Consider the following 21,630-nt stretch of genomic DNA (forward strand, 5'->3'; position numbering starts at 1 on the left):
GAAAGTTTATGGCAATTCATGCCAATAAAAGGGAAAAATTCCAATGTCGGTGTATGAAGTGACACTTTTACAATTTCCTTTTTTATTTGTTCTGATGATATTTCCCCTTCGCGCAAAACAAGGGGAGTACCTCTAAGAATGCCCAAAAGCTGTTTTCAGTAATTCGATTTATTTTTCCACTGGATTATCATCGTTCAAGATACAGCGGCCGCTTATTGACCAAAGCGCTTAAACTACAGCAGCATCTCTAAATGAAACAAAATGCACGCTTCTAAACGCAATGAATGAGAAATAAATTGGCGGAAAGTTTATGGCAATTCATGCCAATAAAAGGGAAAAATTCCAATGTCGGTGTATGAAGTGACACTTTTACAATTTCTTTTTTTATTTGTTCCGATGATATTTCCCCTTCGCGCAAAATAAGGGGAGTACCTCTAAGAACGCCCAAAGGCTGTTTTGAGCAATTCGATTTGTTTTCCTACTGGATTATCATCTTCTAAGGTACAGGAGGCCGCAGTTTCCCACCCAGCACGCAAATAGGTTATGCGCGCTTCTAAACGCAATGAATGAGAAACAAATTGGCGAAAAGTTTCTGGCAATTCATGCCAATGATGGGTTTCAAGTTCCAATGTCGGTGTATGAAGAGATACTTTTACAATTTCCTTTTTTATTTGTTCTGATGACATTTCCCCTTCGCGCTCTGCTCGAAGAAGAAGGAGTTGAGAAGCGATTTGCATAAGTCGTGTACTTAAATACATAGCCTCTTTCGCATAGATTGCAGAAACTTCTGCTGAAAGGGAACGTGCCACTAATTTCCCTTCTGAGTCAATGTATGCTGCAGTTTTTTCAATCAGCGCCATTGTTTCTTCATAGAGACGATTAAAAGCATTTTCAAAAGCATTATGCTCAATCATGATAATAGGTTCATCATATGGACGTTTATGTACGCTCACGCTTTTATACTCCAAGTATCAGCACAAAATCATACCTCTTAACGAACAGAGGATTAAAAAGTTTCTTTTATTGCTGTATAGAATGCTTTTTTTTAAAATTGCTACCTCTTTTAAATCTTTTGCGCAACGCGCTTTTTATACTAAGGTTAACGCGCCAAACAAACACTATAGGAATGTTTTTTATAAACGGATCATTTTCCTTGAAAAGGACCACTGCCAAGATTGCCGTTTTTCACAATAATAAGCGACTCCAAATTGCAAAGCAATACCCGTTATTATTAAGAAGGTATCGGAAAAAACCGTTTCTGTCATCACTGTTTTTACAATTTGTCCAAACATCGCAAAAATGGTTCCCGTTACAAAGACCGGTAAACTATGTTTTCCTAAAATTGCTAAAGGATGTTTTAGAGAGACATAAAACCATTTATTGACATGTGGCAAAGAAAAAATGAGAAAGGTTAATGCAAGAACATGAAGTAAACGTGGCAAGCTTAAAAAGGTTTTATTAAAGTTCATCAACGGGGAAGACCAGCCAAGCCAGCCCAAAATGCCCCACCAGTTTAAGCGAACCCATAACAGCGCCAACAAGAGATACGCTGCCGCACAAACAATCCAAAAAGACTGAAACGCGATTTTTTTTCCTTGTTTAAGCGCTAAAGTACTGGTCAATCCTATGACAAATAAGAATTGCCAAGACAAAGGATTTAAAAACCACTTTCCCTCTAAAGGATAAGAAGGAGGAGCAATTTTATAAAATCCGCAGATAAGATACAGTGTAAAGGAGCCCAAAAGCAGCCATTTTGTCTGTTTACAACTCAAATAAAGGATAAAAGGCGCAAAAAACATCAAAACGATATAAAGAGGAAGAATATTATTATATCCCAATTGATGGCCAAAGCTTAAGGTACTCAAAAATGCGATAACAGGCTCTTTAAAAAAGAGTCCTACATTGTTCATTGATAAAAGTTTTTCTGTTCGCCATAAGAAAAATGCCCCTAAAAAAAGGCTTAAAGTTACAAAAGTCGTAAAAAGATATGCACCATAGAGCTGCAGAGCTCTGTACCAAAGTTTTCGGATAATAAAAGCAAAGGATTTTTGCTGTAACCGCGCATGAAAGCTTAACCCCAGAGAAACCCCTGAAAGCAAAACAAATATTTCTGCACAATCAGAAAAACCGAAATTTCTATGAGTAAAAGACTCATAGATCGTTCCGGGAATATGGTTAATGAAAATCGTCAATAAGGCTAAAGAACGAAAAACATCAATACGTGTATCACGGCGAAAAGGTTGAGTATTATGCTCAAGAACACCTTGGTATTTCATCAGTGGACTCCCACACGTTGCAAACCCCTTGAAGTCCTATAAAATGGCGCTTACCCTTATTGCCAACAAGCATGAACAGGATGAAATTTTAATTTTTAAGTGTCAAGTTTCATTTTAAGCGTTTATTTTTTAAAAGGCAAAAGTTTTTTAAAGGCAAAAGAACGAAAAGCGTCCATACGTGTATCACAGCAAAAAGGCAACATATTATGCTTAAAAACACTCTCATTTCTCATAAGCAGGCTTCCACACACCCACAAATCCTTTAAATTACGTGAAAATGGTGGTCACTTTCATCACAAATAAGCATAATAGAATGAAACTTTAATTTTTAAGCGTTATTTTTTCTAAGAAACAGGGATTTGACATGACACAACAAAAAAATAAACCAATTGATCCACCTCTTTTCCCTCAGTTGATTTTAACACTTGATGTTCGGCGCAACACCCCACAAACATTTTTGCAGCAAATTTTACAAACAAAGTCTTTTGCATGCGTCATCCTCTATGATTCTGAAAAGTTGAAAGATGATAGCTCTTTTTTACAACAACAAGCGCAAATTTACGCAGAAGATATTCAACATCATGACGCAGCCCTTCTCATCGCTGATGACAGCCGCATTGCTGGGCGCATAAAGGCTGATGGATTGCATATAGAAGATGATCTTAACGCTCTTGAAAGCTTCAAAAATCAGCAAAAGGAACAAAAAATCATAGGCTTTGGCAATTTACGCAATCGCCATAGTGCTATGCTTGCAGCGGAAACAGGTGTTGATTACCTGTTCTTTGGAAAACTCGGTGCTGATAAAAAGCCGCACGCTCACCCCCGCAATCTCCAGTTAGCAACATGGTGGGCAGAGATTATGGAAATCCCTGCTGTTGTGCAAGCGGGGAGTGATTTTTCAACCTTTGATGAAGCCTTAAAGACTGGATGTGAATTCATTGCTGTAGAAGAAGTCATTTTCGGGAACGACAACCCCTTAATACTGCTTAAAACAATGCAAGAAAAATGTGAGAAAACCCCCTTGTAATATAGGAGGAGAATTTATAAATAGAGCGTTAATACAAATCCGAACACTCACCACTATATTACTTATATAGAACACACAATAACAGATAAAGAAGATACCTCGAAACTCAATAAAACTGCTTAATAATTCAATCAAATGAGATGAAAAAGCTAGCATCTTTTTTGACATAATATATAGAGAAAAGGATCATAAAAACTTTCTAGTTCAAAATGTTATAAAGACAAAGCATTATGATTGGGGAAAATGGTCATTTTCAATATTGGTACTGAATACCAATAGCTGACGATACAAATATGCAGGGGACATAACAATGCGATATAGCGGAACGTTTGAAGATCTTAAAAACATAATTTGCAAAGCTGGATATCAAATCAAAGAAACTAAACCTCTATCACATCCATCCCCTGAAGGATATCAGATCAAAACCTCCAAAGGAGGCACTATTAATTGGTTTAAAAGCACAGGAAAACTTCAAGTTCAAGGCAAAGAAAACATAAAACAAAAGCTAACAGAAGATTTAGCAAAGCATCTAGAAGAAACATCAACGATTCCTTCCTCAAAAACTGCTTCCAATCCTTCAAATAAAAAAATCTTTATCGTTCATGGCCATGACCATATTGCTCTAGAGCAACTTGAACTTATTCTTCGCAGGCTTGGTCTCGAACCATACATCTTAAAAAATACTGGTGGTAATGGTTTAACCCTCATTGAAATTTTGGAAAAAGAAGCTTGTAAAGATTCTATAGGATTTGGTATTGTACTATTTACTCCCGATGATATAGGCTATGCTAGATCTGACAGAGAAAAAAAAGAACAATTTCGTGCACGACAAAACGTTATTTTCGAAATGGGCATGTTAACCGCTGCACTTTCTCGCAAAAATGTCGCTATTCTAAAAAAACAAGACCTTGAACTCCCTTCAGATTTTGGTGGGCTTAAATACATTCCTTTTAATGAACACGTAAAAGAAACACTTCCGGATCTTTTTGATCGACTATGTGAAGTTGGCTACAATTTAGATGCAAAAAAATTTGCTACAGCATCACGTTAAATTTGAATAATGCTTATGTTTATTTTTTTTAAGCGCACGCCTAAAACTACAAGGCACCCCACCACATGCCACAGACACACCCATTCTATAGGCTCAAAGAAACGATTACCCTCACCCTTTTTCAAACAGCAAGCAATTGTGCAAATTTAAATGAAGAGACCGCGTGTGAATTCATTACCGTGAAAGAAATCATTTTAGTCTCTTTGATAAACGCGGGGCTGTTGTCATAATTTTGATGGACTTGCAAAGTTTAAGAGGCAGCCTCTCATTAGATTAAAGAAAAATAGGAAATTCACGTCGGGCATGTACTACAGCTACAATTTCGATTTGATTTGCAGCTACTCGATACAATATAAGGTAATTTGGATGCGCTACAATTTCTCGTAATCCTGATACCTTCTCACTCTGTCTGTATAAATATGGATGTTCAGCCAATGGCAGTACGGATGCTTCCAAAAACCTTTTCATTCGGCGCGCAGCAGATGGATTTTCGCGAGCAATATAAGTTAAAATCTGACGCAAATCGTCGCGCGCCGAAGACAACCAAACAACCGGAAGCATCACTTGTCCTGTTCAGCTTCAAGCTGACTGATTATAACTTCCATTTCAGCCATAACCTCATCATGCGGAATAAGAGGATATGGATTTGCAAGACTTCTCGCTACCTTATCGCGCAGCCATGCAGTGTAGCTGCTTTCCTGTTCAACGGTTTCGAACTCTGAAATTAGCGGAGAAAGGGTGGTCTTCATAATATATGTCCTTTCTATTCCTGAATATTGAAGATAATTACTCTTGGCTATGTTGTCAATACTAGCGAATTGAAAATGTTTAACTTTTAAGCGTCCAAAGTTCTTTTGATCTTGAAACTTAAGGCTTTTTACCCCTCTCAAAAAACACGGGGCTGTTGTCATGATTTTGACAATCATTCCAGAAAGGTTTAAGAGGCAGATAGCCTCTCATAAAAAAACAAATTTTGTAAGTAAAAAACTATTTTTATTGTAAATTTCCTGAAATTACTTTATGAATTAAAAGATGTTTTGGTCGCATACGCAACGACCAAAAGGGAACTGAAAACCCTAGATCCGAGCGTAAAAATAAACCCACTCCTGTGGGTATCCCGGAATTCCGGGAGATTTTGCTATGTCCAGGTGCTTCTCAGCACTAAAAGCAAAATGCTGACTCGGATTCAGTGTTTTCAGACTCCCGGAATACTCATGCGAGGGCGCTCGCAACCGGCGGGGAAAAATGCAATCTCAAAATCTTAATATTGATCTTTTTATTGGCAAAAAAATTCGTTTGAGACGAAAAATGTTGAAGATGTCTCAAAAAACATTAGGTCAGCACTTAGGTGTCACTTTTCAACAAATTCAAAAATATGAAAACGGCTTAAATCGTGTCAGCGCAGGGCGCCTAAAGAGAATTTCTGATATCTTGGATGTTCCCATTGCCTTTTTTTATGCGGATATCTTAACAAAACAACAGCCCCCATACCTTCATGATGAAATCGCATCAAGCACAGAAGAATATCTGCTGCTCAAAAGATTTAGAGTTTTACCAACGGTAAAAAAGAAAGCCTTTTTACAGCTGATCTCTGATGAGAATGCAAGCTAATATCACGCGATAGCATGCGCTATTCAAAGCTCCCCTTGTGAATACTTTATTGCTTGAAGGCAAAACATGCCACCTCTCTGTTTTAAGAAACGACACGTTAAGAGACACTATTTTAATTTCTATTGTAAATTTCTTGAAATTACTTTATGAATTAAAAGATGTTTTGGTCGCATACGCAACGACCAATAGGGCCTTGAAAACCCGAAAACTCAAACATGAATTTATCCCACTTTGTGGGTATCCCGGAATTCCGGGAGTTTTTGCTATGTCCAGGTGCTCTCAGCACTAAAAGCAAAAAGGCTGATTTGAGTTCAGTATTTTCAAGCTCCCGGAATACTCATGCGAGGGCGCTCGCGACCGGCGGGGGGCTTTAAAATGCAAACCAGAGATCTTGATAACGACATTTTCATTGGCAAAAAAATTCGTTTGAGACGAAAAATGTTGAAGATGTCTCAAAAAACATTAGGTCAGCACTTAGGTGTTACTTTCCAACAAATCCAGAAATATGAAAACGGCTTAAATCGTGTCAGTGCAGGACGATTAAAGAGAATTTCTGATATCTTGGATGTTCCCATTGCCTTTTTTTATGCGGATATCATCACAAAACAACAGCCCCCATACCTTCATGATGAAATCGCATCAAGCACAGAAGAATATCTGCTACTCAAAAGATTTAGAGTTCTAACCTCGATAAAACAGAAAGCCATTTTACAGTTACTCGCTGATCGGAATGAGAACTTTTAACATCATGATACAGAGCACTATACTCTCTGTTCTTGGCTTTCTTTCCACACCTCAAAGGATAGGGCTTCTTACCAGCCACTGGCCTATCAACAGTCCAGCTTCTCTCGGCGGGTTCCTCCTGCTAACTACTCATGTAGTCCACTTCATAGGGTTTTATGGATAAGCACCTTGAAAATTTATCACATTCACCCAAAACACTTGATATAGTAAATTTACTACGCCTTATATCACTGTCCTAAACAACAGTGTTTTAGGCAAAAACAAGATATACAACCTCTCACTTAATAAGTTATTGTAACAAAGCTGATAAAAAGCCACACTCTCACCCTCGTAATCTCCAATGAGCAAGGTGGTGGACAGAGATCTATGGAAATTTTTGCTGTTGTTCAAATGGGGAGCGATTTTTCAGCCTTTTACAACTTTAATGCGGGAGAGAAAACCGCAATATAAATTTATGTCCTTGAAGATAAGTATTTTTACGCAAGATAATTCTTTGCTCATACTTGATATGATGAAAGAAAAATGTGAAAATTCTGTTCGGTAATGAGGAGAAAACACCATGATCAAGAGAAGCGTTAAGCTGCTTATCTTAGGAATGATTGGGCTTGCAAATTCTGTTGTAAATTCTTCTGGAAATACTGAAGAATTCTCAAGTTTTGAACGTTCTTTCAATACGGTTCAAGATGCGTCAAACACACAAAAACCTTTTCAGCCTTTAAAAGCTGGAGATTATGACCAAGCCTATGACTATTACATCCAAGGTTATTATTTAAAAGCTTTTCGTGAAGCACTCCGACGTGCTGAAAAAAATGATCCTTTTGCACAAACTCTTCTTGCCCGAATTTATATGGAAGGATGCGCTGTTCCTGTTGACGGTGCGCGTGCTGCTTTATGGTTTGAGCGTGCAGCAAAACAGGGGGAACCTCAAGCACAATTACGCTATGGGCTTATGTTGTTTGATGGTCATTTTATGAAACAAAATCAAGATCTTGGTGAACAGTTTATTCGAAAAGCTGTCAATGCAGGCGTCAAGGAAGCCTATTTTTATTATGGACAACTGCTTCTTTATAAAGCCTCACGTGAAAAACAAGCTCTCCCTGGTGTTTCTTCCCAAAGTCGTGAAAATGAAGCAATCGAGCAAGCCTTAAAATGGTACTTAAAAGGTGCTGCTCTTGGGGATGCTGAAGCTGCTGTTTCTGCTGCCAAAATTCTGTCTTTAGGCACATTAAATCGACCAAAGGATGATCATAATGCCCGTAAGCTCATGGAGGTAGCGGCTCAAAACAACCACTTAGAAGCTCAACTTCTTTTAGCGCAATGGCTTGTACAGGGACGTGGAGGAGAAACAGATTTTCACCGCGCTTTTCATTTACTTCAAAGAAATGCCGTCAACATGATTGCGCCGGCACAAATTTCCCTTGCAAGACTTTATCGAGATGGCACAGGAACAAAAGGCGATATAATCATGGCAGCAGCATGGTATATGCTCGCAAAGGAAGCAAAAATGCAAGCCCCTGATCTTGAAATAATGCTCCAAGGCATGGACAAAACACAACTAGAAAAAGCGCACAAAGAAGCAATAAAGCTCCTTCCTGTTTTTTAAAATACTCCTCTCTGCTGCAAAAAGACAAAATTTATAGAAATTCCGGGAGTTTTTGCACTGTCTAGGTGCTCTCAGCACTAAAAGCAAAATGCTGATTTGGGTTCAGTGTTTTAGACTTCCAGAATACTCATGCGAGGGTGCTCGCACTCGGAGGAGGCTTTAAAATGCGAGCCAAAAATCCTGATAACGACATTTTCATTGGTAAAGAAAACGCACTGGTAACATTTGCTTAAGCAAACGATATCCAATAAGCAAAAGAGCTAGGCTATTCCGAAAATTCCGAAAGCTCTATTTTTTCATTCTTTTTGCTTGGATGAAAAACACGCCGACTCTTATTAAAAAACTATTTTTTATTGCCAAGCCCCCGAAATTACTTTACATATTAAAAGGTATTTTTGGTCGCATACGCAACGATCAACGGGGATTAAAAACCCTAAGGTCCGATACATAAAAATGAACCCACTTTTTGGGTATCCCGGAATTCCCGGAGTTTTTGCTATGTCCAAGTGCTTTCAGCACTAAAAGCAAAAAGGCTGATTCGGATTCAGTATTTTCAAGCTCCCGGAATACTTATGCGAGGGCGCTCGCACTCGGAGGGGGCTTTAAAATGCGAGCCAAAAATCTTGATAATGACATTTTCATTGGCAAAAAAATTCGTTTGAGACGAAAAATGTTGAAAATGTCTCAAAAAACATTAGGTTAACATTTAGGTGTTACTTTCCAACAAATCCAGAAATATGAAAACGGCTTAAATCGTGTCAGCGCAGGGCGTTTAAAAGAAATTGCCGCTATCTCAATGTTCCAGTTTCCTTTTTCTATGCTGATATCTTAACAAAACAACTGCCCCCGTACTCTCATGATGAAATCGCATCAAGTACAAAAGAATACCTGCTGCTCAAAAAATTTAGAGTCCTAACCTCGATAAAACAAAGAGCCATTTTACAATTACTCTCTGATCAAAATGAAAGCTTTTAACATCATAATATAGGGCGCTACACTCTCTGTTCTTAACTTGCCTCCCACCCCTCAAAGGACAGAAGCCCCTTCCCTATCCAGTTGGGAAACAATCCGTCTTCTCAGAACAGAACTCTTTTAGCTTCCCATTTTATGTGGTTCATTTCACAAGATTATCCGGACAAGCTCTCCCTCAAATATTCACCACATACTCTCATAAAAACATCACATGTACAAAATTTGATGCCTTACAAACACCACACCTCAAACGATAGTATTTTACAGAAAACAGAATAAGCATTCATACGTATTAAAAAAAAGATAGCCCTCAAAAAGCAATGCTTGAAAATTTTTTTGGTCGATCTGAAACAGAACCTAACGCATCATTTTATAGATAGAGGACATGATCTTAACATGCAAACGCAAAAAATTGCTTTTTTATCATAATCACTAAAAGCAGCAGTTTATTAAAATATACGCCACCAGAAGCACTTCAAGCAGCCTTTACAGCTGAAACCACTATTCATTGATTAATTAACCTATTGATTAGATACCGATATGTTGTTAATGGCTATAAGTAAAGTTGCTCTTATTTCTGGAAGAGGAGCTTCGCAAATAAAGAGCAACAATAAGTAAGGGGAATTAAAGATGTTAAAATATTTATTGCTGTCACCGGTTGTGTTGGTGGCTGGTTGCGCATCTGTAGGCAATTATTCATCAAATTATGTTGATCAAAGTCTTACAAAGCGTCAGGCACAATTAGTTGCTAACAAATTTATTAGCTATATCAAGAGACCTCTACCACCAGCTACAACCACATTTCTTATAAAGAAAAATAATACAGCAGACAACTTTACTCCTTTATTTATCAATCTGTTGCGACGGAATGGATATAATGTGATCTATACAGATCAACCTCAAAAGCAACAAAACATGGGTGTGAATTTGAGGTATAGAGTAAAATTAAATAGTAGCACTATAGTGTCTCTTTTTCAGTATAGTGTGAACGGAGAACTACGTGCTCATATAAGTACTCAGCCCAAATGAACCCGCTATTTAATGTAAACATTCTCTATATTTTACACGTAAAGACTTAAAAGCTCTTGCGAAAGGCAAAGAGATTTGCATCTCAATAAAAACCCTCATTCTAGCCAGAGTGGATAAATTTTATTATAGATTGTGACAATACAAAATAGTGTAAATTATAGCTTTAAGATTTAAGAAAAGAAGAATACTAAAAATAATGAAAAATGCCCCACACCCTAGCGAATTGTTACGCGAAGATGTAAATGCAAAACTTGGACTATCTGTGATTGAAGCAGCTGAAGAGTTTTCTATATCCCGTGTAGCATTTTCTAGGGTCTTGGTAAAAATCCTTATAACGACATTTTCAGTGGCAAATTCATTGGCAAAAAAATTCGTTTGAGACGAAAAATGCTTAAAATGTCTCAAAAAACATTAGGTCAACATTTAGGTGCCACTTTCCAACAAATCCAGAAATATGAAAACGGATTAAATCGTGTCAGCATAGGGCGTTTAAAATAAATTGCCGCTATCTCAAATGTTCCACTTCTCTTTTTCTATGCTGATATCTTAACAAAACAACTGCCCCCGTACTCTCATGATGAAATCGCATCAAGTACAAAAGAATACCTGCTGCTCAAAAGATTTAGAGTTCTAACCTCGATAAAACAAAGAGCCATTTTACAGCTGCTCTCTGATGAGCAGATACGCTAACATTATGTGATAATGCATTCTGTTCATAAGCATTCATGCGTATTTTACAAAACAGCCCCCCCTAGGCATTTTTTGCTTGGACGAAAAACACGCCGACTCTTATTAAAAAACTATTTTTATTGCTAATCCCCCGAAATTACTTTATGACTTGAAAAGTGTTTTGGTCGCATACGCAACGACCAATAGGGATCTAAAAACCCGAAAACTCAAACATGAATTGACCCCGCTTTGCGGGTATCCCGGAATTCCGGGAGATTTTGCTATGTCCAAGTGCTTTCAGCACTAAAAGCAAAATGCTGATTTGAGTTCAGTGTTTTTAGACTCCCGGAATACTCATGCGAGGGCGCTCGCACTCGGAGGGGGCTTTAAAATGCGAGCCAAAAATCTTGATAATGAAATTTTCATTGGCAAAAAGATTCGTTTGAAACGAAAAATGTTGAAGATATCTCAAAAAACATTAGGTCAACATTTAGGTGTCACCTTCCAACAAATCCAGAAATATGAAAACGGCTTAAATCGTGTCAGCGCAGGGCGTTTAAAAGAAATTGCCGATATTCTCAATGTTCCAGTTTCCTTTTTCTATGCGGATATCTTAACAAAACCACAGCCTCCGTACCCTTATGATGAAGTTATATCAAGTACAGAGGAATATCTGCTGCTTAAAAAATTTAGAGTCCTAACCTCGATAAAACAGAAAGCCATTTTACAGCTGATCTCTGATTAAAATGCAAGCTACATCACACGATAGCGCACACCACGCTCTATCCCATGAGGCACTATAATAAACTCCGTATTCACATGCTCTCAATTAAAAATACCTCATGTTTACGGAACTTATATTATTGCCATCAATGATGATATTTTACGACACAACGGGATAAATTTTCCCAAAATCCCAAAAAATGTTTGTGTAAATTTTTAAAAAGCTTGCGTCTGAGCACTTTTTATGGTCTTGCAAAGAACTGAAAAGCAAAAATACATAAAGGTCCTTTTGTACTTTTTTCTGCAACGCCCATAAGCAAAGACAATGAAGAGCATACAAGGATTATGGAGAGAGCCGCAAGGCTAACAAGGGGGGGGTAAACCCGAAAATAAAAAAAGAGCTTGACTGTTAAAGGCAGCAAAGAAAAGTGCCATAAAGACAACAAGAGAGTTCTTTTTGCAAGAATAGAATTGGATAGAAACGATGAAAATTAATGGCAATGAAATTCGTCCTGGTAATGTGATCGAACATCAAGGGAGCTTATGGGTTGCTGTTAAATGTAACGCTGTAAAACCAGGAAAAGGTGGTGCATTTAACCAAGTTGAAATGAAAAATTTGATTGATGGTACAAAACTTAATGAACGATTTCGTGCTGCTGAGACAGTTGAACGCGTGCGCCTTGAACAAAAAGATTTCACCTTTCTTTATCAACAAGGGGATGCTTTGGTCTTTATGGATTCAGAATCTTATGAACAACTTGAACTCCAAAAGGATTTTGTTGGTGAACGTGCCGCTTTTCTCCAAGATGGGATGACTGTCACAGTTGAACTTTATCAAGAAAAGCCTATCGGCATCTCACTTCCTGATCAGGTTGCTGTCACGATTGCTGAAGCCGATCCTGCACTTAAAGGACAAACAGTTACAGCTTCTTATAAACCCGCTATTCTTGAAAATGGGATTCGGATTCTTGTTCCTCCCTTTATGAATGCTGGTGAACGTATCATTGTAGACACCAATGAGTTGATTTATTTGCGTCGTGCAAATGAAAAAGATAAATAAAGGAATAAACAATGGCCCATTCTGCAGTCATGAATGTCATGGTGCAAGCTGCAATGAAAGCAGGACGCTCGTTGGTACGTGATTACGGTGAAGTGCAAAATTTGCAAGTGTCTTTGAAAGGACCTGCAGATTATGTCAGCCAAGCAGATCGCAAAGCGGAAAAAATTATTTTCAATGAACTAAGCAAAGCACGTCCCAAATTTGGTTTTCTGATGGAAGAGTCTGAGGAAATCATTGGCGAAGATTCACAACATCGTTTTATTGTTGATCCTTTAGATGGTACTACAAATTTTCTCCATGGCATTCCTTTTTTTGCTGTTTCCATTGCCTTAGAAAGCCAAGGAAAAATCGTTGCTGGTGTCATTTACAATCCCGTGAGTGATGAACTCTTCACCGCAGAACGTGGGTGTGGTGCTTTTTTTAACGACCGGCGCTGTCGCGTTTCTGCTCGACGCAGACTAGAAGATTGTGTCATTGCCACAGGTATGCCTCATTTTGGTCGCCCAAATCATGGAACCTATCTTATTGAATTACGTAATGTGATGATGGAAGTTGCTGGATTGCGCCGTTTTGGCGCTGCTGCTCTTGATTTAGCTTATGTTGCTTCTGGCAGAACCGATGGCTTTTGGGAAGATAACCTGCAAATTTGGGATATGGCTGCTGGAATACTGATGGTTCGTGAAGCCGGTGGTTTTGTCACTGATAAAGAAGGCGGCAACAATATATTCCGTAAAAAAAATATTATCGCCGGCAATGAACACATTCGCCTAAAATTAGAAAGAGTTCTCAAAAAAGGCATTTAAGCCTTAAAGAAAATCCAACAGATTACCTCAGCCAAGCAGATCGCAAAGCGGAAACAATATTATCAATGAATGAAGCAAAGCACACCCCAAATTTGGTTTTCTGATGGAAGAGTCTGAGGAAATCATTGGCGAAGATTCACAACATCGTTTTATTGTTGATCCTTTAGATGGTACTACAAATTTTCTCCATGGCATTCCTTTTTTTGCTGTTTCCATTGCCTTAGAAAGCCAAGGAAAAATCGTTGCTGGTGTCATTTACAATCCCGTGAGTGATGAACTCTTCACCGCAGAACGTGGGTGTGGTGCTTTTTTTAACGACCGGCGCTGTCGCGTTTCTGCTCGACGCAGACTAGAAGATTGTGTCATTGCCACAGGTATGCCTCATTTTGGTCGCCCAAATCATGGAACCTATCTTATTGAATTACGTAATGTGATGATGGAAGTTGCTGGATTGCGCCGTTTTGGCGCTGCTGCTCTTGATTTAGCTTATGTTGCTTCTGGCAGAACCGATGGCTTTTGGGAAGATAACTTGCAAATTTGGGATATGGCTGCTGGAATACTGATGGTTCGCAAAACCGGTGGTTTTGTCACCGATAAAGAAGGCGGTAGCGATATATTTCGCAAAAAAAATATCATTGCCGGCAATAAACACATTCGCATTAAACTATAAAAAACCCTCAAAAAAGGCATTTAATTCTTACAGTTTTTTACAAAACCCTTAGAATCTTAAAAAACCACATGAAGAGAGAGTTTTTAATTTTCTTACAGAAAACGATAGCAACTCGCGAATGAGATAGTGACAAAAAACATCACCACGAACAAAAAATGTACTTGCTATAAGCCCCCACAAAAGCAATCCCCAATAGCTTACCTTATTGACGTTTCTGTTATTCAAATTCCCCTGCAAACAAACTGAAAAAGGCAATAAACAAAAAAACATCATAACCAAACGCCCCAAAAAGCAATTATCGCACCTGAGGCAAAAACCTCTCCTACTTCTCTTGAGAGATCACTCTTACACTGCGCGCAAAAAAATTGACTCTAGAAGAGCCCACTCTCTCCTTTTTGGTAAGAACTGCTGTACATTACTCTCACTGCTTATCAATATGTTTCACCACCGCGTGTGATAACAGAGGTTTCAGTAAATTCACCGATTCATACAATTGTTATCAGCTTCTTCTTCTTTTCAGCATTATTCTAAAGTATGTATCAGATAGGCATAAGATTTATAAAAATGCACATTTTTGTTCTCGAGAATTGCTTCTTGAAATTCGCTCACGAACTGTTCTTGATCTTTTTTGATAGCCTCTTCCAGTGCATTTACCTTTTTATCACCAAAAATGATTTTTAATTTTTCTTTTGAATTTCCTATTTTGACAAGCATTTTCCAAAAAATCCATTGATTATCACATTTCTTACTTGACCACTTCATCCATTCTATGACTCCTAATTTATAGGCTTTTTCATATGTTGGAGTCTCTTTAGCAATACGCAACCCCTTTTTCTTTTCTTTATCTTTCTCTCTACAAACCTCCATTGCCCTTTTAACCGTGGAGTAACAACAATCCTTATCAAAGGCCATATATCCTTCTTTTACCGTATCAATAAGCTGCTTATAGTAAATAAAAGTTTTTCTTGCCGCTTTATAAGCACTGGAAATATCATACAATAATGCTAGAAGCTCTCTTTTACGAATGCATAGTAATTTAGCATCTCTAGGCAGACTAAGATACCAACAAGACAGTATCTCTTCTAGCGTTTCATATTCTGTATATCTTCATAATAAATTTCCAAAGACTTTAACTCTTCATAGTATCCTGAAGCCTTTTTTTGTAGTTGCTGTTCATATTCAGCCGTAATCATATTATCAACCATATATAAACACCAATGAAGCGACAACATTGTATGTTTATATCGTTTTTTTTCGTAAGAGGATCTACAAACTTTTGCAAAGTGATCCTATTCTTTCTCATCAATCGCACTGCTTTGAGATAAGTTTTCTTAAAAGTGATTATGAATGCATTTATTTTTTTGATATGTTCATCAGTCAGTTCTTTTGTCAGCGCCTTTTCATGCAAAAACCACGCTTCTCCATATCCTTGCATACAAATATCTTTTACCATCAAAGGCCATTGTCCGCTCGATTCAGAAGATAGCCAATGTTCAGGATTTTTTATCTCCAGTAAATCTCTTTCCCAATGCTTTGCTTCTTCATCCCATTGTTTAATCCATTTTGGCGATATTTTTTGAGTTTTTTTAACAAGCCTTTGTTCCCATTGTGCAATAATATCGTGGTATATCGCGCACTCTCGATCTTTTAGCTGCAGTAATTTCTCAAACTGTTCAAGTTGTTCAATTAATTGCTTTTTATGGCTATTTGCGAACGCCAGCATCAAACTTTCCACAAAATAGGCTATAACTGCCACACTTAACAAAGTCTCCATTGAAAATTCGCAAAACCAAAGCACACCGAGTATGATAATGAATAAAATTGTATCTCCGAATCCTTTCCACACCTTTTTCATAACCTCCACAAAAACCTCTGCCACAACCTCAAAAAGATAGTTTAATATAACCATTCCTATAATAGCGATTGCCCCTATGACTATCAGTAATATGAAGCCCATTACCACTTCGCCCAATTCACTCATTCTTGCCTTCTTTTATTCTCACCAACATTTAACGCAGCTCTTTTATCGATCCCTCGATATTGTGTCATTACGTGTATATCTGATTTGAAAATCACTACATATTATATTTTAATAAAAATAATACACAAAATATAGATATTTTTATTGGTAAAATAAAACAATTTGTATTTAATTGTATTGCTCTTATGCTTTATGCACTTTAAAGAAAAGCCTTATAATTCTTAAAATGCACTCCCATAATATTGGTTCAAAGTACTCAAACGCCTAAAGCCCCTAAAACTTGAGACGCTTCATGAAGAGGACTTATTCTTTCTAAAGTGTTTACCTCACGCAATCTTCCCTGCTTGGTATATGCAAGAGACATGGTTTTAACTGATTTAACATAACCAAATTTGAAATACGAAAATCCTATGGTATTCATGATCTCTCATGAAAAACAATGCGTTATCATTATAAATCAACGTGACAGTGCTGTTATGAAGAGAACTCCTTGCACATCTTAATAGTCCATAGCGATTTAACTGGATATTATTTTATATTCTGTACACAAATGAAGTATTTTTATAAAAATGCTTCATCTCAGGCAGAAAAAAGAACAGCCCGTTAAAAAAGAAAAACACCTTAAAGCTTGCCTTTCTTTTTTCCATGAGAGTTTCAAATTGATAAGCCTGTCTGAAAAGAGTGCTGTTTATGCCCTTAAAGATACTGCTCTTGTATCAAGATCACTTACTCAGATGAAAATTACAGTTTAGCCAAATGCGCATAAACATTATTTTTTATAATGAGTTGTGTGTTCCTTCTTCCACAAGAGCGCCTTTATCCATCACGAGAATACGATCCGCTTTTAAAATTGTTGCCAAACGATGTGCAATGACCAAGGTTGTACGATTTTGCATCAACCCTTCTAAGGCATCTTGCACCAACTTTTCACTGTTTTCATCCAAAGCAGATGTTGCTTCATCAAGTAGTATACTTTGATTTATAATAATAATTCATTGTCTTGTATGTTGAATGAGAATCCCGAATACCGTAGGATTCTCTCATTTCAAATCGGTTCCATGGTGAATCAATCAAAACTATGTTTCTTGCACGTACCAAGCGGGGAGAGTCCGCGTGAATAAAAAAACTATTAAGAAAAGATTTAAAATGCCTCTCATGAATCGTCTCAAGTGCTAAGGGCTGTAACAACATCCACGAGTTGGCAAAGTGTGTGATAGTGCTGGCTTGCTTCTTCATAAGCGTAAATATGCAGGTGCACAATAGCTTTACCGTTATAGCATTCATGGATGCCGTCGCGAAATGGATTTGGGTGCTCTTTGAGAGATATATCTTTAAAATAAGCCTGTGAAACTGTAACAAAACGGCGTTCTGTTTTCCGTGAGAAACAAAATTCCATTAAAGAACGGAATAAACAAGTGTGAGGCAATAAGCAATCTCCATTATTTAAAAGATATTGCTCTGAGCTGGCAAAGTGTGTGATGGTGCTGGCTTGCAACAAGAGAGGTGCATTTCTTAAAATCGCCTATACAACACTAATGCGTTGTCTTTGCCCTCCAGAAAGCATGGTACTGCGTTCTCTTCCTTGCGTATCAAAGTCGTTTGGTAGGGATTTAATAAATTCAAGTGCATTGTCCGCTTTAGCGGCAGCAAGAATTTCTTCTTCATGGGTATTTTCAATTCAAAAAAGATGAACTGTTTGCAATCGTTTTATCTGAGATTTTTATACGCTATGAGAAGAGGTGTATGCGTGTATTTCAAAATGATTTTTGAATTTAAAAAACGCAACCACTACGATTTATAAGGGTTTAAGACCTATCTTTTTCTGTTGGATGCGTTTTTGAATTAATATTTAAAGTGCACTCTTTGACAGGATAAAAAAACCATCGTTTGCAATCGTTTTGTTTAAAATTTTTGTACCCCATAAGAAGGAGGCTTTTACATGCCAATATTACCAAAACGATTTTTGAACTTAGAAAGACGACCACCACGGTCTACAAGTGTTTGGGATCCACCTGTCCATGCTGGATGCGTTCTTGGGTCAATATCTAGATTAAGGGTATCACCTTCTTTTCCCCAAGTGGAACGCGTCGTATATTGGGTTCCATCCGTCATTACAACGGTAATTTTGTGATAGTTGGGATGAATATTCGCTTTCATGCGTCAAACCTTTTGCGTTTATAGAATGAAAGAACACTTACTCATTTTTTTAAGTGCGCTTCCTTTGTCTTTTTGATACACTGATTTAAAGTATTTATTTCTATAGCTGAGCACGCATCAAAAAACAAGTGTTCAAGATACATCATTGTATCAAGTGTTATAAATCATTTAATAGAGTGAGCGAAATTTTATAATGTTACATTATCATTCAGAAAAATCTACGAAATCTTCCCATAAAAAATCTTCATTCTCTTCGCTTGCAATTTTTGTTCCTTATCTTTTGCGCTATCGTTGGTTGTTTATCTTTGCCTTTATTGCTTTGTCTGTTGCTGCTCTGATCACATTAGCTTTGCCAGTGGCTATCCGACAAATGTTTGATCATGGGTTTTCTACTTCAAGCCATGGACATATCAATTTTTACTTCGGAATTTTATTTATCTTAGCTTTGTTTCTCGCATTTGCTTCAGCTGGACGTTATTACTGTGTTATCACCTTGGGAGAACGGATTGTTGCCGATTTACGGCGTGATGTGTTTGTTCATATTATGAGACTCTCTCCTGCTTTTTTTGATCGGTCACATTCAGGAGAGATTGTTTCAAGGCTTCTAACCGATACAACACAAATAAAATTAGCCGTTGGTTCGACCGCCTCTACTGCTTTGCGTCAGTTGATTATCGTGATCGGAGCTGTCGTGATGATGGTGATCACCAATGCTAAATTATCTTTGCTGGTTCTGGCTGCTATTCCTATCGTGGCCATTCCCTTGGTGGTCTTTGGACGTAAAGTTCGTACGCGTACACGTGCCGCGCAAGATCGTCTCGCAGATGCTAATGCTGTCGCTACAGAACAGGTAAGCGCTATTCGAACTGTGCAAGCTTTTACCGCTGAAAAACTCGTTACAATACGTTTTTCACAATTGATAGAACGTGCTTTTCAAACAGCACGTGCTTCTGTAATCTTGCGCTCCTTTTTTACGGGGTTTGCAATTTTTTTGGTTTTTAGCAGTGTGGTTGCTGTTTTATGGATTGGATCGCGTGATGTTTTGAATGGAACGATGACAGGAGGGACCTTAGGACAATTTGTCCTTTATGCGGTTTTTGGAGCTTCTACTTTTGCGCAATTATCGGAACTGGGAGCAGAATTAATCCAAGCAGCAGGCGCTGCTGAACGGCTTGCCGAATTGTTACAAGAAAAACCTGCTATTGTAGCTCCTAAAAATGCTTTATCATTAGAGCAACCTGTTCGAGGTGAACTTGTTTTTGATCAGGTTGATTTTACCTATCCCTCTAGACCACAAGAGAAGGTTTTACGCTCACTTTCATTTTCTGTAAAAGCAGGTGAAACGGTTGCTTTTGTTGGGGCTTCCGGAGCAGGAAAAAGCAGCATTTTTTCTTTGATCCTTCGTTTTTATGATCCAATAAGTGGAACAATTCGGTTGGATGGCATGGAAATTAATCGCCTTTCTTTACAAGATTTACGCAGTGCAATTTCCTATGTTCCACAAGATGTCGCCATTTTTGATGGAACATTGCGCGATAATATTATTTTTGGAACTGAAAATACCCATGAAGAGGAAATCCTTGCTGCTGCTAAAGCGGCTAATGCACTTGAATTTATTCAAGCTTTACCAGATGGCTTGGATACGCAAGTAGGAGAACGCGGTACCATGCTTTCTGGGGGGCAAAAACAACGCATTGGTATTGCGCGGGCAATTTTAAGAAATGCACCCCTCTTGCTGCTTGATGAAGCAACATCTGCTTTGGATGCAAACAGTGAAAAGTTGGTGCAAGACGCCTTAGACGGGTTGATGCAAAATCGAACAACATTGGTCATTGCGCACCGTTTGGCAACAATTTTAAAAGCAGATCGTATTCTTGTAATGGATAAAGGCGCTCTTGTGGAAGAAGGAACCCATGCCGAACTTGTGGCAAAAAATGGCGTTTATGCCTATCTCGCAAAACTCCAATTTTCACCTGAGTGAGTGATCTTGATACAAGAGCAGTACTTGGGCAGCAGTACTTGGGCGTGAATACCGCGCTTTACAGGCAGAGGATTATTAATTTAAGGGCTCATGGAAAAAAGAGGGATAAGAATTAAGATGAAAAAGAGGAGCAAGAATTGAGGCAGTTTCTTTTTGAATTACAGGTTGTTCTTTTTTCTGCATAAGTTAGATCATTTTTATAAAAACGCTTCTATGTACAGAATATAAAACGATGCCAAGTTAATCTCTATGATTAAGGTGTATAAAGAACTCTCTTCATAATAAAACCGTCATGTTGTTTATTATAAAGATAATTTATTATTTTTCGTGAGAAATCCTAATACCATAGGATTTTCTTATGCTGAACTCTCATAGTGAATCAAACAAAATCTTTTGCTTGCGCATCACAAGTGGGGTTGGCGTGTGGAGTGAAACTGTACAAGAAAGGAGCAAGAACCTCTCTTGCCCCTTTAAGTTCCAAGAACTGTCACAACATTGGAGCGCTGACAAAAGAATATACGCTGGCAAAGATTAATAATGGTGCTCGCTTGCTTGAGTCCCTTATGCAGCTTACTTGATAGATTCTACCCTAAAAACTTACCCCACTCTTTAAAAAAAATTAATATGAAAAATTTTTCATGCCCTCTATCTCAGCGCTCTAAACAATAGTGTTTACCGAAAATCATGACAAGCTGTAATTTATAAATACGCTTCTCTCATCTGTAAAAGTATCCTTTTATTCTCTTTTAAAAAACGAACATTGTTTGCAGATTCTTATTATTGAAAAAGAGCAAAGATTTTTTTAGCGTTTTTGGGTGTCTCTATAATTTTTGTGTGAGCGCGTATGAGCAACAGCTTTTGTAATAAACCCGCTTTTGGCAAAATTGTAAAATTTTATCAAATTTATTGTTTGTAAATATCACCACGACCACTGTCTTTTCTCCTTGCAGACACAACAACCTCAAAACACTTTCTCTTTGCTCACAAATCGTCTCTCCAGCTCTCTCTTCCAGTCATAGCCTATAAAAGTAAGGATAGAGTGCTTTGATTGGACACCATCTTCTCATCCCCAAGACCCACAATCCCATCATTTATATTTACAGCCCTCATTTATAGCACCTCCTGTTGTGCTTTAAGAAGGCATTTTAACGATGATAGGAACGTGTACAAAAGTATCTAGAGCAATATTTTTTAAATAATGGAGATTGCTTATTGCTTCACACTTTTGTTTATTCCGTTTTTAATGGGATTTTGTTCCTCACGGAAAACAGAA

At 37.8% G+C, this 21,630-nt stretch carries 20 protein-coding genes and 3 pseudogenes; 14 read left to right on the forward strand and 9 right to left on the reverse strand.

Annotated elements, in window-relative coordinates; genetic code table 11:
* Positions 1-434: 434 nt before the first annotated feature.
* The gene (locus tag ACFIM8_RS03190; RefSeq protein WP_375614505.1) at positions 435-953 is read right to left on the reverse strand and encodes a DUF1465 family protein; all 519 of its coding nucleotides are present in this window, start codon (positions 951-953) and stop codon (positions 435-437) included.
* 180 nt (positions 954-1,133) lie between these two features.
* Positions 1,134-2,276 carry an OpgC family protein gene (locus tag ACFIM8_RS03195; RefSeq protein ID WP_375614506.1) on the reverse strand — a complete coding sequence of 381 codons (1,143 nt, stop codon included), beginning with the start codon at positions 2,274-2,276 and terminating at the stop codon, positions 1,134-1,136.
* A 364-nt stretch (positions 2,277-2,640) separates the two neighbouring features.
* Between ACFIM8_RS03195 and ACFIM8_RS03200 the strand changes: the two genes are divergently transcribed.
* On the forward strand, positions 2,641-3,303 hold the full coding sequence (locus ACFIM8_RS03200) for a thiamine phosphate synthase (protein ID WP_375606546.1): 663 nt from the start codon (positions 2,641-2,643) through the stop codon (positions 3,301-3,303).
* A gap of 310 nt (positions 3,304-3,613) precedes the next feature.
* Positions 3,614-4,354: a TIR domain-containing protein gene (locus ACFIM8_RS03205; RefSeq protein WP_375614507.1), complete on the forward strand. Its 741-nt coding sequence runs from the start codon at positions 3,614-3,616 to the stop codon at positions 4,352-4,354.
* A 273-nt stretch (positions 4,355-4,627) separates the two neighbouring features.
* On the opposite strand, the gene ACFIM8_RS03210 is transcribed toward ACFIM8_RS03205, so the two are convergent.
* A complete protein-coding gene (locus ACFIM8_RS03210; RefSeq protein WP_375614508.1) occupies positions 4,628-4,915 on the reverse strand; it encodes a type II toxin-antitoxin system RelE/ParE family toxin in 288 nt (95 codons plus the stop codon).
* Positions 4,915-5,265, reverse strand: a complete 351-nt coding sequence (locus ACFIM8_RS03215) for a hypothetical protein (RefSeq protein WP_375614509.1) — start codon at positions 5,263-5,265, stop codon at positions 4,915-4,917. Before ACFIM8_RS03215 ends, ACFIM8_RS03210 begins: the two co-directional genes overlap by 1 nt.
* A 334-nt stretch (positions 5,266-5,599) precedes the next feature.
* Between ACFIM8_RS03215 and ACFIM8_RS03220 the strand changes: the two genes are divergently transcribed.
* The 11 genes and pseudogenes from ACFIM8_RS03220 to ACFIM8_RS03270 all read left to right on the forward strand — a co-directional run bounded on the left by ACFIM8_RS03220 (position 5,600) and on the right by ACFIM8_RS03270 (position 14,238).
* Entirely contained in the window at positions 5,600-5,965 is a 366-nt protein-coding gene (locus tag ACFIM8_RS03220) for a helix-turn-helix domain-containing protein (protein WP_375606549.1), read from the forward strand.
* Positions 5,966-6,304: 339 nt separating this feature from the next.
* On the forward strand, positions 6,305-6,709 hold the full coding sequence (locus ACFIM8_RS03225) for a helix-turn-helix domain-containing protein (protein ID WP_375614510.1): 405 nt from the start codon (positions 6,305-6,307) through the stop codon (positions 6,707-6,709).
* A gap of 559 nt (positions 6,710-7,268) precedes the next feature.
* The gene (locus ACFIM8_RS03230) at positions 7,269-8,312 is read left to right on the forward strand and encodes a tetratricopeptide repeat protein (RefSeq protein WP_375606553.1); all 1,044 of its coding nucleotides are present in this window, start codon (positions 7,269-7,271) and stop codon (positions 8,310-8,312) included.
* A 607-nt stretch (positions 8,313-8,919) separates the two neighbouring features.
* Positions 8,920-9,287 (forward strand): annotated as a pseudogene (locus tag ACFIM8_RS03235) (helix-turn-helix domain-containing protein).
* A 627-nt stretch (positions 9,288-9,914) separates the two neighbouring features.
* Positions 9,915-10,313, forward strand: a complete 399-nt coding sequence (locus tag ACFIM8_RS03240; protein WP_375606554.1) for a hypothetical protein — start codon at positions 9,915-9,917, stop codon at positions 10,311-10,313.
* Positions 10,314-10,509: 196 nt separating this feature from the next.
* On the forward strand, positions 10,510-10,692 hold the full coding sequence (locus tag ACFIM8_RS03245) for a hypothetical protein (protein ID WP_375606555.1): 183 nt from the start codon (positions 10,510-10,512) through the stop codon (positions 10,690-10,692).
* Positions 10,653-11,003: pseudogene (locus ACFIM8_RS03250) on the forward strand (helix-turn-helix domain-containing protein). The gene ACFIM8_RS03245 and the pseudogene ACFIM8_RS03250 overlap by 40 nt, the downstream one beginning before the upstream one ends.
* Before the next feature lie 370 nt (positions 11,004-11,373).
* Positions 11,374-11,727: a helix-turn-helix domain-containing protein gene (locus tag ACFIM8_RS03255; protein ID WP_375608418.1), complete on the forward strand. Its 354-nt coding sequence runs from the start codon at positions 11,374-11,376 to the stop codon at positions 11,725-11,727.
* Positions 11,728-12,189: 462 nt separating this feature from the next.
* A complete protein-coding gene (efp, locus tag ACFIM8_RS03260; RefSeq protein WP_375606557.1) occupies positions 12,190-12,765 on the forward strand; it encodes an elongation factor P in 576 nt (191 codons plus the stop codon).
* 11 nt (positions 12,766-12,776) lie between these two features.
* Positions 12,777-13,568, forward strand: coding sequence for an inositol monophosphatase family protein (locus ACFIM8_RS03265; protein ID WP_375608419.1), 792 nt, complete (start codon positions 12,777-12,779; stop codon positions 13,566-13,568).
* Positions 13,569-13,671: 103 nt separating this feature from the next.
* On the forward strand, positions 13,672-14,238 hold the full coding sequence (locus tag ACFIM8_RS03270; RefSeq protein ID WP_375608420.1) for an inositol monophosphatase family protein: 567 nt from the start codon (positions 13,672-13,674) through the stop codon (positions 14,236-14,238).
* 522 nt (positions 14,239-14,760) lie between these two features.
* Here ACFIM8_RS03270 and ACFIM8_RS03275 read toward each other — a convergent pair.
* From ACFIM8_RS03275 to rpmE, 5 genes and pseudogenes are all read right to left on the reverse strand, one after another.
* Entirely contained in the window at positions 14,761-15,237 is a 477-nt protein-coding gene (locus tag ACFIM8_RS03275; RefSeq protein WP_375608421.1) for a hypothetical protein, read from the reverse strand.
* A gap of 190 nt (positions 15,238-15,427) precedes the next feature.
* On the reverse strand, positions 15,428-16,219 hold the full coding sequence (locus ACFIM8_RS03280; protein WP_375608422.1) for a hypothetical protein: 792 nt from the start codon (positions 16,217-16,219) through the stop codon (positions 15,428-15,430).
* A gap of 741 nt (positions 16,220-16,960) precedes the next feature.
* A pseudogene (locus ACFIM8_RS03285) lies at positions 16,961-17,190 on the reverse strand (ABC transporter); the annotation flags it as partial.
* Positions 17,191-17,384: 194 nt separating this feature from the next.
* Positions 17,385-17,645 carry a hypothetical protein gene (locus ACFIM8_RS03290; protein WP_375608423.1) on the reverse strand — a complete coding sequence of 87 codons (261 nt, stop codon included), beginning with the start codon at positions 17,643-17,645 and terminating at the stop codon, positions 17,385-17,387.
* Positions 17,646-18,154: 509 nt separating this feature from the next.
* Complete coding sequence (gene rpmE, locus ACFIM8_RS03295; protein ID WP_005774581.1) at positions 18,155-18,376, reverse strand: 50S ribosomal protein L31; 222 nt, start codon at positions 18,374-18,376, stop codon at positions 18,155-18,157.
* Between the two features lie 190 nt (positions 18,377-18,566).
* Between rpmE and ACFIM8_RS03300 the strand changes: the two genes are divergently transcribed.
* Positions 18,567-20,357: an ABC transporter transmembrane domain-containing protein gene (locus ACFIM8_RS03300; RefSeq protein WP_375608442.1), complete on the forward strand. Its 1,791-nt coding sequence runs from the start codon at positions 18,567-18,569 to the stop codon at positions 20,355-20,357.
* Positions 20,358-21,630 lie beyond the last annotated feature (1,273 nt).

The sequence above is a fragment of the Bartonella sp. AC535YNZD genome, assembly GCF_042196625.1.
GTDB lineage: Bacteria > Pseudomonadota > Alphaproteobacteria > Rhizobiales > Rhizobiaceae > Bartonella.

Coding starts and splice junctions, on each gene's coding strand:
- ACFIM8_RS03195 (WP_375614506.1), bottom strand. CDS start 2,276: ATGAAATACCAAGGTGTTCTTGAGCATAATACTCAACCTTTTCGCCGT.
- ACFIM8_RS03200 (WP_375606546.1), top strand. CDS start 2,641: ATGACACAACAAAAAAATAAACCAATTGATCCACCTCTTTTCCCTCAG.
- ACFIM8_RS03205 (WP_375614507.1), top strand. CDS start 3,614: ATGCGATATAGCGGAACGTTTGAAGATCTTAAAAACATAATTTGCAAA.
- ACFIM8_RS03210 (WP_375614508.1), bottom strand. CDS start 4,915: ATGCTTCCGGTTGTTTGGTTGTCTTCGGCGCGCGACGATTTGCGTCAG.
- ACFIM8_RS03215 (WP_375614509.1), bottom strand. CDS start 5,265: ATGACAACAGCCCCGTGTTTTTTGAGAGGGGTAAAAAGCCTTAAGTTT.
- ACFIM8_RS03220 (WP_375606549.1), top strand. CDS start 5,600: ATGCAATCTCAAAATCTTAATATTGATCTTTTTATTGGCAAAAAAATT.
- ACFIM8_RS03225 (WP_375614510.1), top strand. CDS start 6,305: ATGCGAGGGCGCTCGCGACCGGCGGGGGGCTTTAAAATGCAAACCAGA.
- ACFIM8_RS03230 (WP_375606553.1), top strand. CDS start 7,269: ATGATCAAGAGAAGCGTTAAGCTGCTTATCTTAGGAATGATTGGGCTT.
- ACFIM8_RS03240 (WP_375606554.1), top strand. CDS start 9,915: ATGTTAAAATATTTATTGCTGTCACCGGTTGTGTTGGTGGCTGGTTGC.
- ACFIM8_RS03245 (WP_375606555.1), top strand. CDS start 10,510: ATGAAAAATGCCCCACACCCTAGCGAATTGTTACGCGAAGATGTAAAT.
- ACFIM8_RS03255 (WP_375608418.1), top strand. CDS start 11,374: ATGCGAGCCAAAAATCTTGATAATGAAATTTTCATTGGCAAAAAGATT.
- efp (WP_375606557.1), top strand. CDS start 12,190: ATGAAAATTAATGGCAATGAAATTCGTCCTGGTAATGTGATCGAACAT.
- ACFIM8_RS03265 (WP_375608419.1), top strand. CDS start 12,777: ATGGCCCATTCTGCAGTCATGAATGTCATGGTGCAAGCTGCAATGAAA.
- ACFIM8_RS03270 (WP_375608420.1), top strand. CDS start 13,672: ATGGAAGAGTCTGAGGAAATCATTGGCGAAGATTCACAACATCGTTTT.
- ACFIM8_RS03280 (WP_375608422.1), bottom strand. CDS start 16,219: ATGAGTGAATTGGGCGAAGTGGTAATGGGCTTCATATTACTGATAGTC.
- rpmE (WP_005774581.1), bottom strand. CDS start 18,376: ATGAAAGCGAATATTCATCCCAACTATCACAAAATTACCGTTGTAATG.